Consider the following 17,694-nt stretch of genomic DNA (forward strand, 5'->3'; position numbering starts at 1 on the left):
TACCCCTTTCGGATACGCGGCCCCCAGAGGCCGATATCCTTGACGATGGGCACGATGCGCTGGAAGAGCCCGTTGCGGAACGTCTCCATGAAGCCGGAGTGATACATGTGCTCGGCGCAGTCGACCGGGTTGAGGCCGAGATTCTTCCACACTTCCACGGCGTCGAAGCGGTCGCGCATGAGATAGCTCGCCTCGAGCAGGAACTCCTCGCGCTCGTCGCGCTCTTTCTCCGTGAGCTGAGGATAATAATCCCTGAGCGCCAGACGGCCGAAGGCCACGTGACGCGACTCGTCCTGCATCACATAGGCGTTGACGGCGGCGGCAAGCGGGTTCTGCGCGTGGTCGCGGATCTGCGCGAAGGAGGCGAGCGCGAGGCCCTCGATCACGATCTGCATGCCGAGATAGGTCATGTCCCAGCGGGAATCGAGCAGCGTCTGCTCGATCAGATCCTGCAAGGGCTTCGTCATGGGATAGGCGAGACCGAACTTCTCCAGAAGGCGCTTGTAACTTTCGACATGGCGCGCCTCGTCGATGACCTGCGTCGAGGCATAGAACTTGGAGTCCATGTCCGGCACCTGCGTGACGATCTTCGCCGTGCAGATGAGCGCACCCTGTTCGCCCTGCATGAACTGCGAAAGCTGCCACGCCTGAAAATGCTTGCGGACGTTCGCCTTCTCCTTGCGCGACATCTTCTCGAACTGCGCCATGCCGTTGATCGGCAGCATCGCGTCGGGAAGCTGTTCGGGATTGTCCTCGTCGAGTTCCTGGGACCAGTCGATGCGGGTATTCGCGTCCCACTGCATCTCCACGCCCTTGCGATAGAGACCCATCATCGCCGCGCGCTCGGGATCGTAGTTCCAGTTGAACGTGGCGTCGAAGCTCTGCGGCACCGACCAGTGGCTGCCCTCGAGCGGGATTGCATATTCCTTGGCGAAGCTCATGCGGTTCCTCCCTCCCTCATGAAGTGCGGAGTAGAGCTCCGCAGTACGAAAAGCCTATACCGGAAAAGAAGCGGCAGGAAAGAGGAATCCGCGTGCCCGCCCCTGGCCTCGCCGAACGGGCTGGTGGAAGCGGAAATTATGCTGCACTGCAAAAACCCCTTGCATCCGTTGCGGCATGCTTCAATGATCCGCGCCGCCGGTGGGCAGCAGCCGGCTCCCGCGTGACAGGGATCGTTTGAGAAAGCCTCTTTTCACCGCGACGAACGGCGGAAGCGGAGGCGCGAGCAAGGATGGAACATGGCCAAGAGTGACGGCACGGCAGCCGCCAGCGGTAATCCGCTCCCCAGAAAGGACCTCTATGAGATCGGCGAGATTCCGCCGCTCGGCCATGTGCCGCCGAAAATGTATGCGTGGACGATCCGGCGCGAGCGCCACGGGCCGCCCGCCCAGGCGATGCAGGTGGAAGTCGTGCCGACATGGGAACTCGACAGCCACGACGTGCTCGTTCTCGTGATGGCAGCAGGCGTCAATTACAACGGCGTCTGGGCGGCGCTTGGCACGCCGATCTCCGTCTTCGACGTTCACAAGCTGCCCTATCACATCGCGGGCTCGGACGCGTCCGGCATCGTCTATGCCGTCGGCTCGAAGGTCACACGCTGGAAGGTGGGCGACGAGGTCGTCATCCACTGCAATCAGGACGACCATGACGACGAGGAGTGCAATGGCGGCGACCCGATGCTCTCGCCCTCGCAGCGCATCTGGGGCTACGAGACGCCGGACGGCTCCTTCGCGCAATTCGCCCGCGTCCAGTCCCAGCAACTCATGGCGCGGCCGAAACACCTGACCTGGGAAGAGAGCGCCTGCTACACGCTGACGCTCGCCACCGCCTATCGCATGCTGTTCGGACATCGTCCGCACACGCTCGAGCCTGGGCAGAACGTGCTTGTCTGGGGCGCGAGCGGCGGCCTCGGCTCATTCGCCGTGCAGCTCTGCGCAACTGCGGGCGCGCATGCCATCGGCGTCATCTCGGATGAATCGAAGCGCGACTATGTGATGTCGCTCGGCGCGAAAGGCGTCATCAACCGCAAGGACTTCAAATGCTGGGGCCAGCTTCCCAAGGTGAACTCCGCCGAGTTCAACGATTTCATCCGCGAGGCGCGCCGCTTCGGCAAGGCGATCTGGGACATCACCGGCAAGGGCGTTGATCCCGACATCGTCTTCGAGCATCCGGGCGAGGCGACCTTCCCCGTCTCCTGCATGGTGGCGAAGCGCGGCGGCATGGTGGTCTTCTGCGCCGGCACGAGCGGGTTCAACCTCACCTTCGACGCCCGCTTCGTCTGGATGCGCCAGAAGCGCATTCAGGGCTCGCATTTCGCGCATCTGAAGCAGGCTTCCGCCGCCAACCAGCTTGTCATCGACCGGCGCATCGATCCCGGCCTTTCGGAAGTCTTCGCCTGGGAGGACATTCCGAAGGCCCATATGAAGATGTGGAAGAACGAGCACCTGCCCGGCAACATGGCGGTGCTCGTGTCGGCGAAGCGCGCGGGCCTGCGCACCTATGAGGATGCGATCGAGGCCGGCAACCGCTAGACGAAAACCGCGATCCCGCGCGCGCTCACATAAAGCCCGACGAGAATGACGACGCCCGCGAAGAGGCGGACGAGCACCGCCTTGCGCGCGGCAAGCCTGCGCGCGAGCAGCGTGCCCGCAAAGGCGCCCGCGACACCGCCGGCGAGCACGAGGGCGGCCACATGCCAGTCGACAAGGCCCGATGCCGCATAGCTCGCCGCCGTGGCCGCGCCGAAGGCCGCGACCGAGACGAGCGAGGAGCCGACCGCATTGAGGATCGGCATGGCGGTCGCATTGATGAGGCCGGGCACGATGAGGAAGCCGCCGCCAATGCCGAAGAAGCCGGAAAGCGCGCCGACCGCGAAACCGTAGCCGGTGAGCGAGGGAAGGAGCGCGCGCGCCGACGCAAGATCGAGGCGCACATCGGGATTGCCGTCCCTTGCGCCGCTCCGGAGCATCGAGAGGCCGACCGCGATCATGACGAGGCCGAATAGCGCGAGCAGAAGCTCGCCATCAATCGCCTTGCCAAGCCTTGCGCCGGCAAAGGCGCCGACGACGCCCGCGGCCGCGAAGACGACGGCGCAAGGCCATTTGACCGTCTTCGCCCGCGCGTGAAGCACGACGCCTGCAAGCGCATTGGCCGCGACGGCGACCGCACTCGTCCCGATGGCGACATGGGGCGAGGCGATGCCGACGACATAGATGAGGAGCGGCACGGCGAGGATCGAACCGCCGCCGCCGATGAGCCCGAGCGTGAGCCCGACGAGCCCACCGGCTCCCACCGCCACCAGATCGGCAAGGGCGAACATCGTCACCTCCCGTTCAGCTCCGCAGCGCCCGGTTCCACGGCATAAGCATGAGAAGCCGCGCCATGCCGCAAAAGCCGCTGACACCCGCAAAGACGAGCCCGGCGCCGACAAAGGCCGAAAGCGCATGGAAGGCCGGATGGACGAGCGCGCCAAGCACGGCGCCGATGACGACGAGGCTGCCTGCCGCAATCTGCACCTGCCGCATCAGTTCGAGCGGCTGCTTGCGATCGACCGCGACGGGAAGCTGCGCGGCCTTCCAGGCGTCGAGCCCGCCCTCGAGAACATAGGCCTCGCAGCCGCTCGCGGCCGCCAGCCTGTCGGCATTGGCCTTAGTCCGCATGCCGGACTTGCAATGATAGATGACGATGTCAGCCTTTCCGGTCGCGACGGGGCCTCCGAGCTTCGAGAGCGGCTCGTTCCGCGCGCCGGGAATGTGCTCGCGCGCGAACTCGTCCGGCTCGCGAATGTCGATGACGGCGGCCCCGCTCTCGATGAGCGTCCGCGCGGCGGCAGGGGTGAGGGTCTTGAGTGACATGGCAATGCTCCGTCTCGGGTTGCGCCTTAATTTATCTATTGCTAATTTAACTATTGCTAATATATAAATCAAGAGCGAACGAAACGAAGCCCCCCTGTTTGAAGGAGAGCCACATGAACAAGCGAGCCCAGCCGGCCATAAGCGGCTTCTTTGACGAGGCCACCAATACGGTGAGCTATCTCGTCGTCGACCCCGCGACCCGCGATGCGGCGATCATCGACCCCGTGCTCGACTTCGAGCCGCGCTCGGGCAGGATCGCGACCGCCAGCGCCGACGCCCTGCTCGCCGCCGCGCATGAGGCGGGCGCGAGGATCGTCTGGATTCTGGAAACCCACGCCCATGCCGACCACCTTTCGGCCGCGCAGTATCTGAAGGCGAAGACCGGCGCCAGGGTGGGCATCGGCGCGCATATAGGAAAGGTGCAGAAGATTTTCAGCCCGGTCTTCGAGGTGACGCCCGCGCCCGCCGATGGGAGCGAGTTCGACCACCTCTTCGAGGACGGCGAAACCTTCGCGCTGGGAAGCCTCACCTTCGAGGTGCTGGCGACGCCGGGCCATACGCCCGCCTGCATTTCCTACAAGGTCGCCGACGCGGTCTTCGTGGGCGACACGCTCTTCATGCCCGATTACGGCACCGCCCGCGCCGACTTCCCCGGCGGCGATGCCCGCGCCCTTTACCGCTCGATCCGCAGGCTCCTCGCCCTGCCGCCCGAGACGAGGCTCTTCCTGTGCCACGACTACAAGGCGCCGGGCCGGGACGCCTATGTCTGGGAAACGACGGTCGCCGAAGAGCGCGCGCACAACATCCAGATCCATGATGGCGTGAGCGAGGACGAGTTCGTGAAGATGCGCGAGGCGCGCGACAAGACGCTTGCAAGCCCTGTCCTGCTCCTGCCCTCGATCCAGGTGAACATCAAGGCCGGGCACATGCCCCCGGCGGAGGCGAACGGCCGGCGCTATCTCAAGATCCCGCTCTCGATCGCGGAGGAAGCGGCCAAGAGCCTCTGAGCCATGCCCGCCGGCCCCGGCCGGCACGGGGCATGACGACCGGACATGACGGCCGGACATGAAGGATGCAGCGGGCTGCCCGGCGGATCTCACCGCCGCTGGCGGCCCGCAGCGCTTGGGGCTATATAAAACCCGACATGGCGAGAGCCGTTCCTCCCTGCTCCCGTATGAATTCCCGAGCCCCGTGTCCCCTCGTTTGAGAAGTCGTGAGTGCTGCCCATGAGCCATGCCCAGAATTCCACCGCCGCGACCGCGGGCGAAATCCTCGCTCCCGGCAATCTTCTGCCGCTGACCGAAAGCGCCGTTGGCGCCGCCGGAACGCTTCTTGCCCATGCGCGGAGCGCCGTGACGCGGAAGGTGAGCAAGGACGGCAGGATCTCGGCCGCTCTCATCGAGCGCGAACAGTTCGCCGCCCACGGGCTCGCCTGGATGGCGACCTATGTCGAGGCGCTGCGCCAGCTTGCCGCCTATGCCGCCCGCATGACCGAGGAAGGCCGCCTCGGCGAGACCGAAAGGCTGATGGTCGCCATCGCCTTCGGCGAATATCTGAGCCAGCTTTCAGGCGGCATCCCGATGAGCCAGGGCGAAACCGTCCGACCTCACGATCTCGGCATTTCGGATGCGGATCACGCGGCCTTCCACACGCCTGCCGTGCGCAGGCTGATCGTCGAGGGCAATTCGCGCGAGACGCGCGCCCGGCTCGCCGAACTCATGGCCGAAAAGGCGGGCGCCGCGACCTTCGGCGATCCGGGCCTTGAAGAGACCTACGAGCAGATCCGCGACCAGATGCGCCGCTTCGCCGACACCGAGGTCGTGCCCTATGCCCATGAATGGCATCTCAAGGACGAATACATCCCCCTCTCCGTGATCGGACAGATGGCCTCGCTCGGCGTCTTCGGCCTGACGATCCCGGAGGAATTCGGCGGCCTCGGCCTCGGCAAGGAATCGATGTGCGTCGTCTCCGAGGAATTGTCGCGCGGCTATATCGGCGTCGGCTCGCTCGGCACGCGCTCTGAAATCGCGGCCGAACTCATCCTCGGCGGCGGCACGCCGGAGCAGAAGACGAAATGGCTGCCGAAGATCGCGAGCGGAGAGATCCTGCCGACCGCCGTCTTCACCGAGCCCAATACGGGCTCCGACCTTGCGAGCCTGAGAACGCGAGGCCGGAAGGACGGCGACGTCTACCGGATCACCGGCAACAAGACCTGGATCACCCATGCGGCGCGCGCCGATGTGATGACGCTTCTCTGCCGCACCAATGACGAGCCGGGCTACAAGGGCCTGTCGATGATGCTGGCCGAGAAGCCGCGCGGCGACGACGCCAACCCCTTCCCCGCCAAGGGCATGACGGGCGGCGAGATCCCCGTTCTCGGCTATCGCGGCATGAAGGAATTCGAGATCGGTTTCGACGATTTCGAGGTGAAGGCCGAAAACCTGCTCGGCGGCGAGGAAGGCCAGGGCTTCAAGCAGCTCATGCAGACCTTCGAGAGCGCGCGCATCCAGACGGCGGCCCGCGCCATCGGCGTCGCGCAGGCGGCGCTGGAACTCGGCCTCAAATACGCCCAGGAGCGCATCCAGTTCGCAAAGCCCATTTTCGACTTCCCGCGCGTTTCCGGAAAGCTCGTGATGATGGCGGTCGAAATCCTCGTCGCCCGCCAGCTCACCTATCACGCCGCGCGCGAGAAGGATGGCGGACGGCGCTGCGATCTCGAAGCGGGCATGGCCAAGCTCCTCGGCGCGCGCGTCGCCTGGGCGGCGGCGGACAATGCGCTGCAGATCCATGGCGGCAATGGCTTCGCGCTCGAATATCCGGTGAGCCGCGTGCTCTGCGATGCCCGCATCCTCAACATCTTCGAGGGCGCGGCGGAAATTCAGGCGCAGGTGATCGCGCGCCGTCTTCTCGAAGGCGGCAATTGATGGAGTGAGCGCGGCGACGGCAGCGAAGCCCGCGAAAGACAAAGCCCGCAAAGATAAAGCCAGCAAAGATAAAGGAAGACGCGATGGAAGAATTTTTCCGCTATCTGGGGCCCATCGCCATGGCCGCCGTCCTCGCGGTTCTGGTGCTGGGGCTCCTGAACATGATGCGCGGCGGATCGGGCTCGCGCTCGCAGATGCTGATGCGCTGGCGCGTCGGGCTGCAATTCGTCGCCATCATCTTCCTGATGGCCGCGCTCTATTTCACCGCAGGCTGACGAACGCTTCCCTGCCGCGCCGTCGAGGCGATCACGATCGTGCGCTCGAGCGCGGCATCGCGATGATTGAGCGCCTTCACATAGCGCTCGACCCGCTCCATGGAGAGGATCGCCTTCGGCTCGCTATATTGCATGACGGCGATGTCGTCCCAGGCCCCCAGCGTCGGCCCGTCCTTCGCCTCGCGCAGCACCGCCTCGACCCGGCCGTAGAAGATGAGATGGCCACCGGTCCTGTAAACCGTCTGCATCGCGACGACGCCATAGCGATTATAGGCCGCGCGGCCCGAGGAAGGCGTCCGGCTGGCATCCGTCCCGGCATAACGGGCGGCCGGGTAATATTTGAGGAAATTCACCATTGACGGGCTGTAGGTGACGGGCTGCGCCATGAGCCGGTCGATGGCTTGCCGATCGGGCATCGCATCGTTGCGAAAGCCCGTATGCCCGAGATCGGCCGAAACCTCGCCCTCCGGCATCCGCCAGATCCGCGTCGCGACGAGGAGACGGATGACGCCCAGCACGAGGCGCGGCGGCTCGGCGAGCGCGAGCCGCGCCACATAGGCATCCTCGATTCCGTCGGAAAGATGCAAGGGGATCGCATCCGGCGCGCCGCCCGCGACGATCAGAAAACGGTCCCAATAGGGCGCGCCTCCGCCGATGAGAGTGAAGTCGGCATCCGCCCTCCAGCGGATCTCCACTCCCGCGACCGGCTTTTCCGCCGCCTGCTGTGGATTCCGATATTTGAGCGCGACGAAGAAGGCGGGCGCGCGGGCGCTGACGTGATAGACGGGCTCCCTTCCGCCGATCTGCCGCAGAAGAAAGACGCCGAGCCCGACCAGGGCGAGGATGACGAGAACGGTCTGGATGGCGGACATGGTTGCGATCCGGAAGGTTTTCGGACGGTCACGGAAAGTGACATGATTTGTGTCACAACTCAAACATGAACCCCGTCACGGACGCGCGCCCCGGCCGGAGGCAGGTCGGCGCCGGGAGGGGCGAGGCCCGGAGGGCCATCCGCGCGCGGAAGGGGACCAGAGGCAAATCGGCAACAGCCTTGCAAGAATCTTCCGGGATGGCGCAGAATCGGCCGCGGAATGAGTTACTTTCCACGGCGAGCAACCGATAGAGGCAGCCGCAGGACGGGCGGCCGCAGAAGGGGAACAAGGTGCCGAAAAAAAGAGTTTTGATGGCCGCGGCGGCGGTGGGGATCCTGGCGACCGCGAGCGTGCCCGCACTGGCCGCCGACAATCTCGTCGATGAGGTCAGGATCGGTCTTTACGATCACAATTCGAGCCTCTTCGCCACGAGGCATGAGACAAGCAATCCCGACATCAACGGCGAGGTTCTCTTCAAGTCGCCGGACTGGCTGTCCTGGGCCTTTGCTCCGCGTCCTGCCATTGGCGCCAATATCAATACGGGCGGCGGCACGAGCATCGCCTATGCGGGCCTCGCCTGGACATTCGACCTGACGCCCGCGCTCTTCATCGAGGGCTCGTTCGGCGGCGCCATCCACAATGGCGAAACATCCGGCCCGACCAACGGCCGCAGCCGCATCAACTATGGCTGCCGCTTCATGTTCCACGAGAACGCCTCGGTCGGCTATCGCCTCGACGAGCAATCGAGCCTGATGGTCACGGTCGACCATATGTCGAATGCGAGCGCCTGCACGCCCAATCCCGGCCTCACCGGCATCGGCGTGCGTTACGGCTTCAAGTTCTGACGTCGCGGGCAAGCGGAACACAAAATCGAAGGGCGCCTCTCCAGGTGCCCTTTTTCGTGGGAATGCGCCCGTTTCCGGGCGCCATGCGGCGACATGACTCGCCCCGGATTTTGCCATCGCCCCCCGCGGGCGGCTATGCTGCCTCCCCCCGGAACGAAACGAGGCCGATATGACAGCGATTTCGCCCGCCGAACTTCCCAAGCAGACGGTCAATATCGCCGGCCGCCAGATGGCCTATGTCGAGATTGGCGAAGGCGATCCCATCGTCTTCCTGCATGGCAATCCGACATCATCCTATCTCTGGCGCAATGTGATGCCGCATCTGAAGGATCAGGGCCGCTGCATCGCGCCCGATCTCATCGGCATGGGGGACAGCGACAAGCTCGAGCCTTCCGGGCCCGAACGCTACACCTTTCAGGAGCATCGCCGCTTTCTCGACGCCTTTCTCGAGGCGGTGAACGTGCGCGAGCGCGTCACCCTCGTCGTTCACGACTGGGGCTCGGCGCTCGGCTTCGACTGGGCGAACCGCCACCGCGACGCGGTGGAAGGCATCGCCTATATGGAAGCGATCGTGCGGCCGCTCGCATGGAGCGAATGGAACGAGGCCGCGCGCCGCATTTTTGAGGGGTTCCGCTCGGAAAAGGGCGAGGAAATGATCCTCGAGCGAAACCTCTTCGTCGAGCGTGTCCTGCCGGGATCGGTCATCCGCAAGCTCGCCGATGAGGAAATGGAGGTCTATCGCCGCCCCTTCCGCGAGCCGGGCGAGGACAGGCGGCCGACGCTGAGCTGGCCACGCCAGATCCCGCTCGACGGCGAGCCCGAGACGGTGGCCGCCATCGTGCAGTCCTATGCCGACTACATGGCCGCCAACGACCTGCCCAAGCTCTTCATCAATGCCGATCCGGGATCGATCCTCATCGGCCCCCAGCGCGAATTCTGCCGGAGCTGGAAGAACCAGACCGAGGTGACCGTGAAGGGCATCCACTTCATCCAGGAAGACAGCCCCCACGAGATCGGCGAGGCCATCGCCACATGGCGGAAGAGGTGGCGCGGGGTCCGGGCCGCGGACTAGACTTCATCGGCAGTCGGATCGCATCCGCGCGAAGGAACAACGGAAAGGTTCGGTGACACCATGACCAACGCCGCCACGGCCGCGAATTCCAGCCAGTCCTATTCCGGCGTCGCCAAGCTGTTGCACTGGGCGATCGTCATTCTCATTGGCCTCCTTCTCTATGCCGGCTGGACGGTTGAGGATCTGCCCAAGGAGGAGCGCCTCGGCGTCATGCAGACCCATGCGGGCCTCGGCCTCACCGTTCTCGTCCTCATGGCCTCGCGGCTCCTCTGGCGGATCGGCCATCCGGTGCCCGCCCTGCCCGCGGACATGCCGCGCTGGCAGGTTGTCGCGTCCAAGGCGACCCATCACGGGCTCTATTTCTTCGTCATCCTTCAGCCGCTGCTGGGGCTCGCGATCACCACCACGTCGAAATTCAACCTGAAGGCATTTGGCGTGCTCGGCCTCCAGATCGCGCCCAACGAGACCGTTCACAAGATCGGCGAGACGCTGCACGGGATCAACGCCTGGGTGATCGCCGCGCTCATCCTTCTCCACATCGCCGCCGCGCTCTATCATCATTTCGTGCGGCGCGACGGCGTGCTGAAGCGCATGCTCCCCTTCGCAAAGGCCTGAGCATCAGGAATGGTCACACTCAACAGGATCTACACGCGCACTGGCGACAAAGGCACGACCTCTCTTGCGACGGGCGAGCGCGTGCCCAAGCACACGCTCAGGATCGAAAGCTACGGCACCGTCGACGAGACCAATGCGGCGATCGGCATTGCCCGGCTCGCCACCGCCGATGACGCAAGGCTCGATGCTATGCTGTCGCGCATCCAGAACGATCTTTTCGATCTCGGCGCAGATCTCGCGACGCCGGGCAAGACGAAGGAAGAACTCGGCTACGAGCCCTTGCGGATCGTCGAGGCGCAGGTGACCCGCCTCGAACACGAGATCGATACGCTGAACGCCAATCTCGCGCCGCTGCGCTCCTTCGTTCTGCCGGGGGGAACGGCGGCCGCCGCGCATCTTCATCTCGCCCGCGCCATCTGTCGCCGGGCCGAAAGGCTCATGGTCGCGCTCGAGGCGGCCGAGCCCGGCCTCGTCAGCGAGCCGGCGCTCAAATATGTGAACCGGCTCTCCGATTTCCTTTTCGTTGCCGCCCGATACGTCAACTGGGCGCCCGACGGCCGGGGCCCCGGCGACGTGCTCTGGACGCCGGGGGCGAACCGCTGAGCGCCCGCGTCAGTAAGTCGCTGTAACGAAAGATATTTCGGAACTCCGCCAGCGATCGGGCATCGCGCTCCCCATTCCGTTGACAGGGGCTTGTAGCGGCTCTAGGTTGCCGCGCTGCAACAACGGCCAAGTCTTCGCGCTGCCGGTTCTCGTTCCCATCAGGGTCGCCACTTCAAGGGTGCCTTTTCGCGCCGTGGGGGCGGTTTGAGGGCCGCGGCCAAGAGCAACATCACGATCGGTCGCCGGGGCGGACGAAACCGTTTCGTAACAGCCAGGGCGACGCGCAGGGAGTTTATCTCGATGAAAGTCCTCGTGCCCGTAAAGCGCGTGGTCGACTACAACGTCAAGATCCGCGTGAAATCGGATCAGACGGGCGTCGATCTCGCCAATGTGAAGATGTCCATGAACCCCTTTGACGAAATCGCCATCGAAGAGGCGGTACGTCTGAAGGAAGCGGGCAAGGCGACCGAGGTCGTCGCGGTGTCGATCGGCGTCGCGCAGGCGACCGAGACGATCCGCACGGCGCTTGCCATGGGCGCCGATCGCGGCATCCTCGTGAAGACGGACGAGACGGTCGAGCCGATCAACGTCGCCAAGATCCTCAAGGCGATCGTCGAGGCCGAAAAGCCCGACCTCGTCATTCTCGGCAAGCAGGCGATCGACGACGACTGCAACCAGACGGGCCAGATGCTCTCGGCTCTTCTCGGCTGGTCGCAGGGCACCTTCGCCTCGAAGCTCGAATTCGAGGGCGACAAGCTCCTGCTCACTCGCGAAATCGATGGCGGCCTGCAGACGCTGAAGCTCAACATGCCGGCGATCGTGACCACCGACCTTCGCCTCAACGAACCGCGCTATGCCTCGCTTCCCAACATCATGAAGGCGAAGAAGAAGCCGATCGACGAGAAGACCCCGGCCGATCTCGGCATCGAGGTGAAGTCGCATCTCGACGTTCTGAAGGTGACCGAGCCGCCGCAGCGCCAGGCCGGCATCAAGGTTGAATCTGTCGAGCAGCTCGTGTCGAAGCTCAAGGAAGCGGGAGTGATCGGATGACAACGCTGGTTATCGCTGAACACAACAATCAGAACCTCAACGACGCGACCGCCAAGACGGTGACCGCTGCCGCGAAGCTCGGCGGCGAAATCCACATCCTCGTCGCCGGTCAGGGCGTGGAGGCGGTTGCGGCCAGCGCCGCGAAGCTCGATGGCGTGGCGAAGGTTCTCGTCGCCGACGACGCGCAATATGCGCATCTCAACGCCGAGCCGCTCGCGGCCCTCGTGGTGAGCGTCGCCGGCGCCTATGACGCGATCGTTTCGCCCGCAACGACGTCGGGCAAGAACTTCATGCCCCGCGTCGCGGCACTTCTCGACGTGGCGCAGATCTCCGAGATCATCGAGGTCGACGCACCCGATACGTTCAAGCGCCCGATCTATGCCGGCAACGCGATCCAGACCGTGAAGTCCACGGACGCGAAGAAGGTCATCACCGTCCGCACGACGGCCTTCCCCGCCGCCGCCCAGACCGGCTCGGCCGCGGTCGAGAAGATCGCCGCCGCCGCCAACCCGGGCCTTTCGGAGTGGGTGAGCGAGAGCCTGACGAAGTCGGATCGCCCCGAGCTCACCTCGGCGAAGATCATCATCTCCGGCGGCCGCGGCATGCAGTCGGGCGAGAACTTCCAGATGCTGGAAAAGATCGCCGACAAGCTCGGCGCCGCGGTCGGCGCCTCGCGCGCGGCGGTCGATGCCGGCTTCGTTCCGAACGACTATCAGGTCGGCCAGACCGGCAAGGTCGTCGCCCCGGATCTCTATATCGCCGTCGGCATTTCCGGCGCGATCCAGCATCTCGCGGGCATGAAGGACTCCAAGGTCATCGTCGCCATCAACAAGGACGAGGAAGCCCCGATCTTCCAGGTGGCGGATTACGGCCTCGTGGCGGACCTCTTCCAGGCCGTTCCCGCGCTCGAGCAGGAGCTGTCGAAGATCGGCCTCTGAGTCCGGAGGACCGGCAAGCCATGAATTGGCGGACGGCGCCGCGGGGCATTCCCTGCGGCGCCGTTTTTGTGTAACGCAGACGATCGGCTATGATGTTGGGGCGCGGAGGAAATCCCGCGCCAGCTTTGGGTGAACGGTATGAATATTCGCAAGGTCGGTGTTATCGGTGCAGGACAGATGGGCAACGGCATCGCGCATGTCTGCGCGCTGGCGGGCTGCGAGGTGCTTTTGAACGACACTTCGAGGGAGCGCATCGAGGCGGGCCTTGCGACGATCAACGGCAACATGACGCGCCAGGTCGCCTCCGGCCGCATCTCCGTTGCCGACCGCGACGCGGCGCTCGACCGCATCTCCCCCGCGATCAGCTATGAGGATTTCGAGACCGCCGATCTCGTCGTCGAATCCGCGACCGAGAACGAAGTGGTGAAACGCAAGATCTTCGCCGATCTCTGCCCGCATCTGCGCGAGGATGCGATCATCGCCACCAACACCTCGTCGATCTCCATCACGAGGCTCGCCGCTTCGACCGACCGGCCCGAGCGCTTCATCGGCATGCATTTCATGAACCCCGTGCCGGTGATGGAACTCGTCGAACTGGTGCGCGGCATCGCCACGGACGACGCGACCTTCGAATCCGTGCGCGAGCTTGCCGCCCGCCTCGGCAAGCAGACGGCGAATGCGGAGGATTTTCCGGCCTTCATCGTCAACCGCATCCTGCTGCCGATGATCAACGAAGCTGTCTACACGCTCTATGAAGGCGTCGGCTCCGTCGAAAGCATCGACAAGGCCATGCGCCTCGGCGCCAACCATCCCATGGGCCCCTTGCAGCTCGCCGACTTCATCGGCCTCGACACCTGTCTCTCCATCATGCAGGTGCTGCATGACGGTCTTTCGGATTCGAAATACCGCCCCTGCCCGCTTCTCGTGAAATATGTCGAGGCGGGCTGGCTCGGCCGCAAGACGCGCCGCGGCTTCTACGACTATCGTGGCGACAAGCCGGTGCCGACCCGCTGACCCGGTCCGGCGGGGGCGCATCCCCGCTCCCGACGAGGAAAACCAAACTTCCTTAACCCTCATCATGTCATGCTTCTCCCGACCGCCCCCGTAAAGAGGCGCGTTAGTTGGGGAAGTTTGGATGAGCATCGGCGGGTTGGAGGAAGTGAAAGAGGATTTCCGGCTGAGCCGCGGCCCCGAACTTCTCGATGCGCCGAGCCACCCAACGGTGGCGCGGCTTCACGCCTATCTCGAGCAGAAGCGGCAAGGCCGCCCCTTCACCGATCGCGGCGACATCCGCCCCGCGGAGATCGCGCCCCTGCTGCCGCATCTCGTCGTGCTCGACGTGCTCGATGGCGGCAATGACTTCCGCGTGAGGATCTGGGGCACGGCGCTTGTCGAACTCATGCGCGAGGAGCGCACGGGCCAGCTCCTCTCGGAATTCGGACGCGAGCCGCGCATCCCGACCGACGCCACCGAACTGCGCAGGAGATGGCTGACCGTCTCGAAACTGACCCTGAAGCGCCGGGAAGCGATCTTCTTCAGATCGCCGACCGTGTCGCCCGAACGCGCCTTCATGACCTATCACGGCATGTTCATGCCCCTGACGGCCGGCAACGCGGAAATCGGCCAGATTTTCGGCATCATGGTCAGCGTCCTCCATACCGGCCGCCAGAAATAGCGAAGCAGGATTCGTTAACTTCCGAGTCCGACAATGAACTACCGTCCCGGGGTGAGGGATGGCCATGCACGGATTGAACTTGATATGGGCAGAGATCCGAGCGACACGCCGAAGCTGGCGGAACCGCTGCGCTATCACGATGCGCCGGAGCATCCCCGCGTCGCCGAACTCGTAGCTTACTGGAATGCCAAGCGCGGCACGCGGCCGATGCCCGATCGCTCCGACATCGTTCCCGGCGAAATTCCCCGGCTGCTGCCGAACATCGTCATTTGCGAAGTCCTTCGCGGAGGCGAGGATTTCCGCATGCGCATCTTCGGCACCAAGCTCGTCGAACTCACCGGCGAGGAGCGCACCGGCAGGAGCCTCTCCGATTTCGGTGCCCGTGCGATCGTCCCGACACGGCCGGAAATCGTGCAGGACCGCTGGCTGGAGGTGATCCGCCGCTCCTACCAGCAGGCGAGGCCCGTTTTCGTCAGCGGCGCGATGACGAGTTCGGACCGTCCCTACATCGCCTGGCACGCCGTCTCCTGCCCGCTCACAGCGGGCGGCACCGCCGTCAGCCAGCTGATGGGCGGCCTTTTCGTCGTCGACAAGCGCTGACGGGCCGGGACGGCCCTCATTCGACCGAATTCACCCTGAGCGCGGCCTCGATCAGCGCCTTGGCCTCGGGCGCGTCCCATTCGGCGGGGCCGACCAGCCGGCCGATCTCCCGGCCATCCGGCCCGATCAGCACCGTCGTCGGCAGCCCATAGCCCTTCATCAGGAAGTTCGCCCGCGCGGACGGATCGTTATAGAGGCTGATGTGGCTGGCCTTCATCTCATCCAGAAAGCCTCTGGCAAGATCGTGGCCGTCCTTGTCGACGCTGAGAGCGACGACCTCGAACCGGTCGCCCCCCAGCGCCCCTTCCAGCCGGTCGAGGGTCGGCATCTCCTCCCGGCAGGGCGCGCACCATGTCGCCCAGAGATTGAGAAGCACCAGCCTGCCGCGAAAATCGGAAAGCCGGACCGTCTTCCGCTCCCCGTCGAGAAATTCGAGATCGGGCACGGGCCGGGGCTCCGCATCGGCCCTGAAATTGGCCATGGCGCCAGTGGCATAGGGGGCGAGCGAGGCCGCGGCACCGACCGATGACGGCCCCTGCACCGCCGCGCCATTGCCTAGGGGCCGCGCGATCAAGTATAGAGCCGCGACGGCCACAAGAGCCGCAGCCGCCAAAATCAGGATAGACTTCGGTCTGGATCCAAACATCGGGCTTCCGACAACTCCCTCCCGCAATGCCGGGGCCGGGGGCGGGGCGCACCCGGGGACACTGCGATGAGCAACAAAATGTGGGGCGGTCGCTTCGGCCAGGGCCCCGACCGCATCATGGAGGAGATCAACGCCTCCATCGACTTCGACAAGCGCCTCTTCGCCCAGGATATCCGGGGCTCGCAGGCGCATTGCTCCATGTTGGCCGCACAGGGAATTATCTCAAGCGCGGACGCGGAGCAAATCGTCGCGGGACTCGAGGAAATCCGCAAGGACATCGACGCGGGCCAGTTCACCTTCAGCCGCGCGCTTGAAGACATCCACATGAATGTCGAGTCGCGTCTGGCGGAGCTCATCGGACCGGCGGCGGGCCGGCTCCACACCGCGCGCTCGCGCAACGATCAGGTGGCCACCGATTTCAAGCTCTATGTGCGCGACACGATCGACCATCTCGACGAGCAGCTCGCGCAGCTCCAGAAGGCGCTGGTCGAAAAGGCCATGGCCCATGCCGCCACGATCATGCCGGGCTTCACGCATCTGCAGACGGCGCAGCCCGTGACCTTCGGCCACCACTGCCTCGCCTATGTGGAAATGGCGGCGCGCGATCGCGGCCGCTTCGCCGATGCGCGCAGGCGCCTCAACGAGAGCCCGCTCGGGGCCGCCGCGCTTGCCGGCACCTCCTTCCCGATCGACCGCGCGCGCACCGCGAAGGAACTGGGCTTCGACCGGCCGACGCGCAACTCGCTCGACAGCGTCTCCGACCGCGACTTCGTGCTGGAAACGCTTTCCGCCGCCGCCATCGCCGCGACACACCTGTCGCGGCTGGCCGAGGAAATCGTCATCTGGTCGACGCCGGGCTTCGACTTCGTGCGCCTGCCCGACAGCTTCACCACCGGCTCCTCCATCATGCCGCAGAAGCGCAACCCGGACGCCGCCGAGCTTGTCCGCGCCAAGACCGGCCGCGTCATGGGCGCGCTGACGACGCTCCTCGTCGTGATGAAGGGCCTGCCTCTCGCCTATTCCAAGGACATGCAGGAGGACAAGGAAGCGGCCTTCGACGCGCTCGACGCGCTCTCGCTTTCGCTCGCCGCCATGACCGGCATGGTCGAGACGCTCACCGTCAACGAACAGGCGATGCGCGCCGCCGCCTCGCGCGGCTTCGCGACCGCGACCGACCTCGCCGACTGGCTGGTGCGCAAGCTCGGCATGCCCTTCCGCCAGGCCCATCACGTGACGGGCTCCCTCGTCGCGAAGGCCGAGCAGAAAGGCGTCGATCTCGACGGGCTCTCGCTTGCTGAAATGCGGGAGGTGGAGCCAAGGATCACCGATGAGGTATATTCGGTCCTGGGCGTGGATAATTCGGTCCGCAGCCGCACGAGCTTCGGCGGCACGGCGCCCGACAATGTGCGCGAGGCGGCCTCCTGGTGGCGCCGGGAACTGGCGCGCGCCGCGGCGAAGGCAGGGGAGAAATGACATGAACAGGCGGATGACGATCGCGGCGGCGCTCGGCCTCTCGGCTCTCCTCGCGCTCGGCGCCTGCGGCCGCAAGGGCGATCTCGAGCCGCCGCCCAATGTCAGCCCCGACATGGCCGCAAAACAGCCCGCCTGCGCGACCCCGCCCGGCCTTGAAGGCCGCCCGGTCGACACGACGCGCTCGCCGATGATCCCTTCGGGCAATCCGACCCAGATACCGGAAAATGCGGTTCCGGGCTGCTAGGACGAAAT

At 65.1% G+C, this 17,694-nt stretch carries 20 protein-coding genes; 15 read left to right on the top strand and 5 right to left on the bottom strand.

The window, feature by feature from the left end; all coding sequences use genetic code 11:
• Positions 1-941, bottom strand: a 941-nt coding sequence (locus WBG82_RS13150) for a ferritin-like domain-containing protein (protein WP_424424968.1), incomplete at its 3' end; no start/stop codon positions are given.
• Positions 942-1,238: 297 nt separating this feature from the next.
• On the opposite strand from WBG82_RS13150, the gene ccrA reads away from it, so the two are divergent.
• Complete coding sequence (ccrA, locus tag WBG82_RS13155; RefSeq protein ID WP_424424969.1) at positions 1,239-2,531, top strand: crotonyl-CoA carboxylase/reductase; 1,293 nt, start codon at positions 1,239-1,241, stop codon at positions 2,529-2,531.
• Here ccrA and WBG82_RS13160 read toward each other — a convergent pair.
• Positions 2,528-3,319: a sulfite exporter TauE/SafE family protein gene (locus WBG82_RS13160; RefSeq protein ID WP_424425022.1), complete on the bottom strand. Its 792-nt coding sequence runs from the start codon at positions 3,317-3,319 to the stop codon at positions 2,528-2,530. The genes ccrA and WBG82_RS13160 overlap by 4 nt on opposite strands.
• A 13-nt stretch (positions 3,320-3,332) precedes the next feature.
• Positions 3,333-3,854 carry a rhodanese family protein gene (locus WBG82_RS13165; RefSeq protein ID WP_424424970.1) on the bottom strand — a complete coding sequence of 174 codons (522 nt, stop codon included), beginning with the start codon at positions 3,852-3,854 and terminating at the stop codon, positions 3,333-3,335.
• A 113-nt stretch (positions 3,855-3,967) separates the two neighbouring features.
• Between WBG82_RS13165 and WBG82_RS13170 the strand changes: the two genes are divergently transcribed.
• The 3 genes from WBG82_RS13170 to WBG82_RS13180 all read left to right on the top strand — a co-directional run bounded on the left by WBG82_RS13170 (position 3,968) and on the right by WBG82_RS13180 (position 7,053).
• The gene (locus WBG82_RS13170; RefSeq protein ID WP_424424971.1) at positions 3,968-4,861 is read left to right on the top strand and encodes an MBL fold metallo-hydrolase; all 894 of its coding nucleotides are present in this window, start codon (positions 3,968-3,970) and stop codon (positions 4,859-4,861) included.
• A gap of 219 nt (positions 4,862-5,080) precedes the next feature.
• Positions 5,081-6,778, top strand: coding sequence for an acyl-CoA dehydrogenase family protein (locus WBG82_RS13175; RefSeq protein WP_424424972.1), 1,698 nt, complete (start codon positions 5,081-5,083; stop codon positions 6,776-6,778).
• Positions 6,779-6,861: 83 nt separating this feature from the next.
• Positions 6,862-7,053, top strand: coding sequence for a twin transmembrane helix small protein (locus tag WBG82_RS13180; protein WP_424424973.1), 192 nt, complete (start codon positions 6,862-6,864; stop codon positions 7,051-7,053).
• On the opposite strand, the gene WBG82_RS13185 is transcribed toward WBG82_RS13180, so the two are convergent.
• Positions 7,035-7,925, bottom strand: coding sequence for a hypothetical protein (locus tag WBG82_RS13185; protein WP_424424974.1), 891 nt, complete (start codon positions 7,923-7,925; stop codon positions 7,035-7,037). The genes WBG82_RS13180 and WBG82_RS13185 overlap by 19 nt on opposite strands.
• Positions 7,926-8,236: 311 nt before the next feature.
• Here WBG82_RS13185 and WBG82_RS13190 point away from each other — a divergent pair, with 311 nt between their 5' ends.
• From WBG82_RS13190 to WBG82_RS13230, 9 genes are all read left to right on the top strand, one after another.
• Entirely contained in the window at positions 8,237-8,770 is a 534-nt protein-coding gene (locus WBG82_RS13190; protein ID WP_424424975.1) for an acyloxyacyl hydrolase, read from the top strand.
• Positions 8,771-8,939: 169 nt separating this feature from the next.
• Positions 8,940-9,842: a haloalkane dehalogenase gene (locus tag WBG82_RS13195; RefSeq protein ID WP_424424976.1), complete on the top strand. Its 903-nt coding sequence runs from the start codon at positions 8,940-8,942 to the stop codon at positions 9,840-9,842.
• Between the two features lie 60 nt (positions 9,843-9,902).
• Positions 9,903-10,457, top strand: a complete 555-nt coding sequence (locus tag WBG82_RS13200) for a cytochrome b (RefSeq protein ID WP_424424977.1) — start codon at positions 9,903-9,905, stop codon at positions 10,455-10,457.
• A gap of 9 nt (positions 10,458-10,466) precedes the next feature.
• Positions 10,467-11,060 carry a cob(I)yrinic acid a,c-diamide adenosyltransferase gene (locus tag WBG82_RS13205; protein WP_424424978.1) on the top strand — a complete coding sequence of 198 codons (594 nt, stop codon included), beginning with the start codon at positions 10,467-10,469 and terminating at the stop codon, positions 11,058-11,060.
• Between the two features lie 300 nt (positions 11,061-11,360).
• Positions 11,361-12,110 carry an electron transfer flavoprotein subunit beta/FixA family protein gene (locus tag WBG82_RS13210; RefSeq protein WP_424424979.1) on the top strand — a complete coding sequence of 250 codons (750 nt, stop codon included), beginning with the start codon at positions 11,361-11,363 and terminating at the stop codon, positions 12,108-12,110.
• Positions 12,107-13,048, top strand: coding sequence for an electron transfer flavoprotein subunit alpha/FixB family protein (locus WBG82_RS13215; protein ID WP_424424980.1), 942 nt, complete (start codon positions 12,107-12,109; stop codon positions 13,046-13,048). The genes WBG82_RS13210 and WBG82_RS13215 overlap by 4 nt, the downstream gene beginning before the upstream one ends.
• 138 nt (positions 13,049-13,186) lie before the next feature.
• Positions 13,187-14,062: a 3-hydroxybutyryl-CoA dehydrogenase gene (locus WBG82_RS13220; protein ID WP_424424981.1), complete on the top strand. Its 876-nt coding sequence runs from the start codon at positions 13,187-13,189 to the stop codon at positions 14,060-14,062.
• 121 nt (positions 14,063-14,183) lie between these two features.
• Entirely contained in the window at positions 14,184-14,723 is a 540-nt protein-coding gene (locus WBG82_RS13225; RefSeq protein ID WP_424424982.1) for a PAS domain-containing protein, read from the top strand.
• Positions 14,724-14,807: 84 nt separating this feature from the next.
• On the top strand, positions 14,808-15,323 hold the full coding sequence (locus WBG82_RS13230; protein WP_424424983.1) for a PAS domain-containing protein: 516 nt from the start codon (positions 14,808-14,810) through the stop codon (positions 15,321-15,323).
• A gap of 16 nt (positions 15,324-15,339) precedes the next feature.
• Here the strand turns inward: WBG82_RS13230 and WBG82_RS13235 are convergent, their stop codons facing one another.
• The gene (locus WBG82_RS13235) at positions 15,340-15,897 is read right to left on the bottom strand and encodes a TlpA family protein disulfide reductase (protein WP_424424984.1); all 558 of its coding nucleotides are present in this window, start codon (positions 15,895-15,897) and stop codon (positions 15,340-15,342) included.
• Between the two features lie 138 nt (positions 15,898-16,035).
• Between WBG82_RS13235 and argH the strand changes: the two genes are divergently transcribed.
• Together argH and lptM are read left to right on the top strand one after the other, a co-directional pair.
• Positions 16,036-17,442, top strand: coding sequence for an argininosuccinate lyase (argH, locus tag WBG82_RS13240; RefSeq protein ID WP_424424985.1), 1,407 nt, complete (start codon positions 16,036-16,038; stop codon positions 17,440-17,442).
• 1 nt (position 17,443) lies between these two features.
• Entirely contained in the window at positions 17,444-17,686 is a 243-nt protein-coding gene (gene lptM / locus WBG82_RS13245) for an LPS translocon maturation chaperone LptM (RefSeq protein WP_424424986.1), read from the top strand.
• The last annotated feature ends 8 nt before the right edge of the window (positions 17,687-17,694 follow it).

It is taken from the genome of Parvibaculum sp., assembly GCF_049671045.1.
Classification (GTDB): Bacteria; Pseudomonadota; Alphaproteobacteria; order Parvibaculales; family Parvibaculaceae; genus Parvibaculum.

Excerpts from the sequence above, each read along its gene's own strand:
- ccrA (WP_424424969.1), top strand. The coding sequence starts at position 1,239 with ATGGCCAAGAGTGACGGCACGGCAGCCGCCAGCGGTAATCCGCTCCCC.
- WBG82_RS13160 (WP_424425022.1), bottom strand. The coding sequence starts at position 3,319 with ATGTTCGCCCTTGCCGATCTGGTGGCGGTGGGAGCCGGTGGGCTCGTC.
- WBG82_RS13165 (WP_424424970.1), bottom strand. The coding sequence starts at position 3,854 with ATGTCACTCAAGACCCTCACCCCTGCCGCCGCGCGGACGCTCATCGAG.
- WBG82_RS13170 (WP_424424971.1), top strand. The coding sequence starts at position 3,968 with ATGAACAAGCGAGCCCAGCCGGCCATAAGCGGCTTCTTTGACGAGGCC.
- WBG82_RS13175 (WP_424424972.1), top strand. The coding sequence starts at position 5,081 with ATGAGCCATGCCCAGAATTCCACCGCCGCGACCGCGGGCGAAATCCTC.
- WBG82_RS13180 (WP_424424973.1), top strand. The coding sequence starts at position 6,862 with ATGGAAGAATTTTTCCGCTATCTGGGGCCCATCGCCATGGCCGCCGTC.
- WBG82_RS13185 (WP_424424974.1), bottom strand. The coding sequence starts at position 7,925 with ATGTCCGCCATCCAGACCGTTCTCGTCATCCTCGCCCTGGTCGGGCTC.
- WBG82_RS13190 (WP_424424975.1), top strand. The coding sequence starts at position 8,237 with ATGGCCGCGGCGGCGGTGGGGATCCTGGCGACCGCGAGCGTGCCCGCA.
- WBG82_RS13195 (WP_424424976.1), top strand. The coding sequence starts at position 8,940 with ATGACAGCGATTTCGCCCGCCGAACTTCCCAAGCAGACGGTCAATATC.
- WBG82_RS13200 (WP_424424977.1), top strand. The coding sequence starts at position 9,903 with ATGACCAACGCCGCCACGGCCGCGAATTCCAGCCAGTCCTATTCCGGC.
- WBG82_RS13205 (WP_424424978.1), top strand. The coding sequence starts at position 10,467 with ATGGTCACACTCAACAGGATCTACACGCGCACTGGCGACAAAGGCACG.
- WBG82_RS13210 (WP_424424979.1), top strand. The coding sequence starts at position 11,361 with ATGAAAGTCCTCGTGCCCGTAAAGCGCGTGGTCGACTACAACGTCAAG.
- WBG82_RS13215 (WP_424424980.1), top strand. The coding sequence starts at position 12,107 with ATGACAACGCTGGTTATCGCTGAACACAACAATCAGAACCTCAACGAC.
- WBG82_RS13220 (WP_424424981.1), top strand. The coding sequence starts at position 13,187 with ATGAATATTCGCAAGGTCGGTGTTATCGGTGCAGGACAGATGGGCAAC.
- WBG82_RS13225 (WP_424424982.1), top strand. The coding sequence starts at position 14,184 with ATGAGCATCGGCGGGTTGGAGGAAGTGAAAGAGGATTTCCGGCTGAGC.
- WBG82_RS13230 (WP_424424983.1), top strand. The coding sequence starts at position 14,808 with ATGGGCAGAGATCCGAGCGACACGCCGAAGCTGGCGGAACCGCTGCGC.
- argH (WP_424424985.1), top strand. The coding sequence starts at position 16,036 with ATGAGCAACAAAATGTGGGGCGGTCGCTTCGGCCAGGGCCCCGACCGC.
- lptM (WP_424424986.1), top strand. The coding sequence starts at position 17,444 with ATGAACAGGCGGATGACGATCGCGGCGGCGCTCGGCCTCTCGGCTCTC.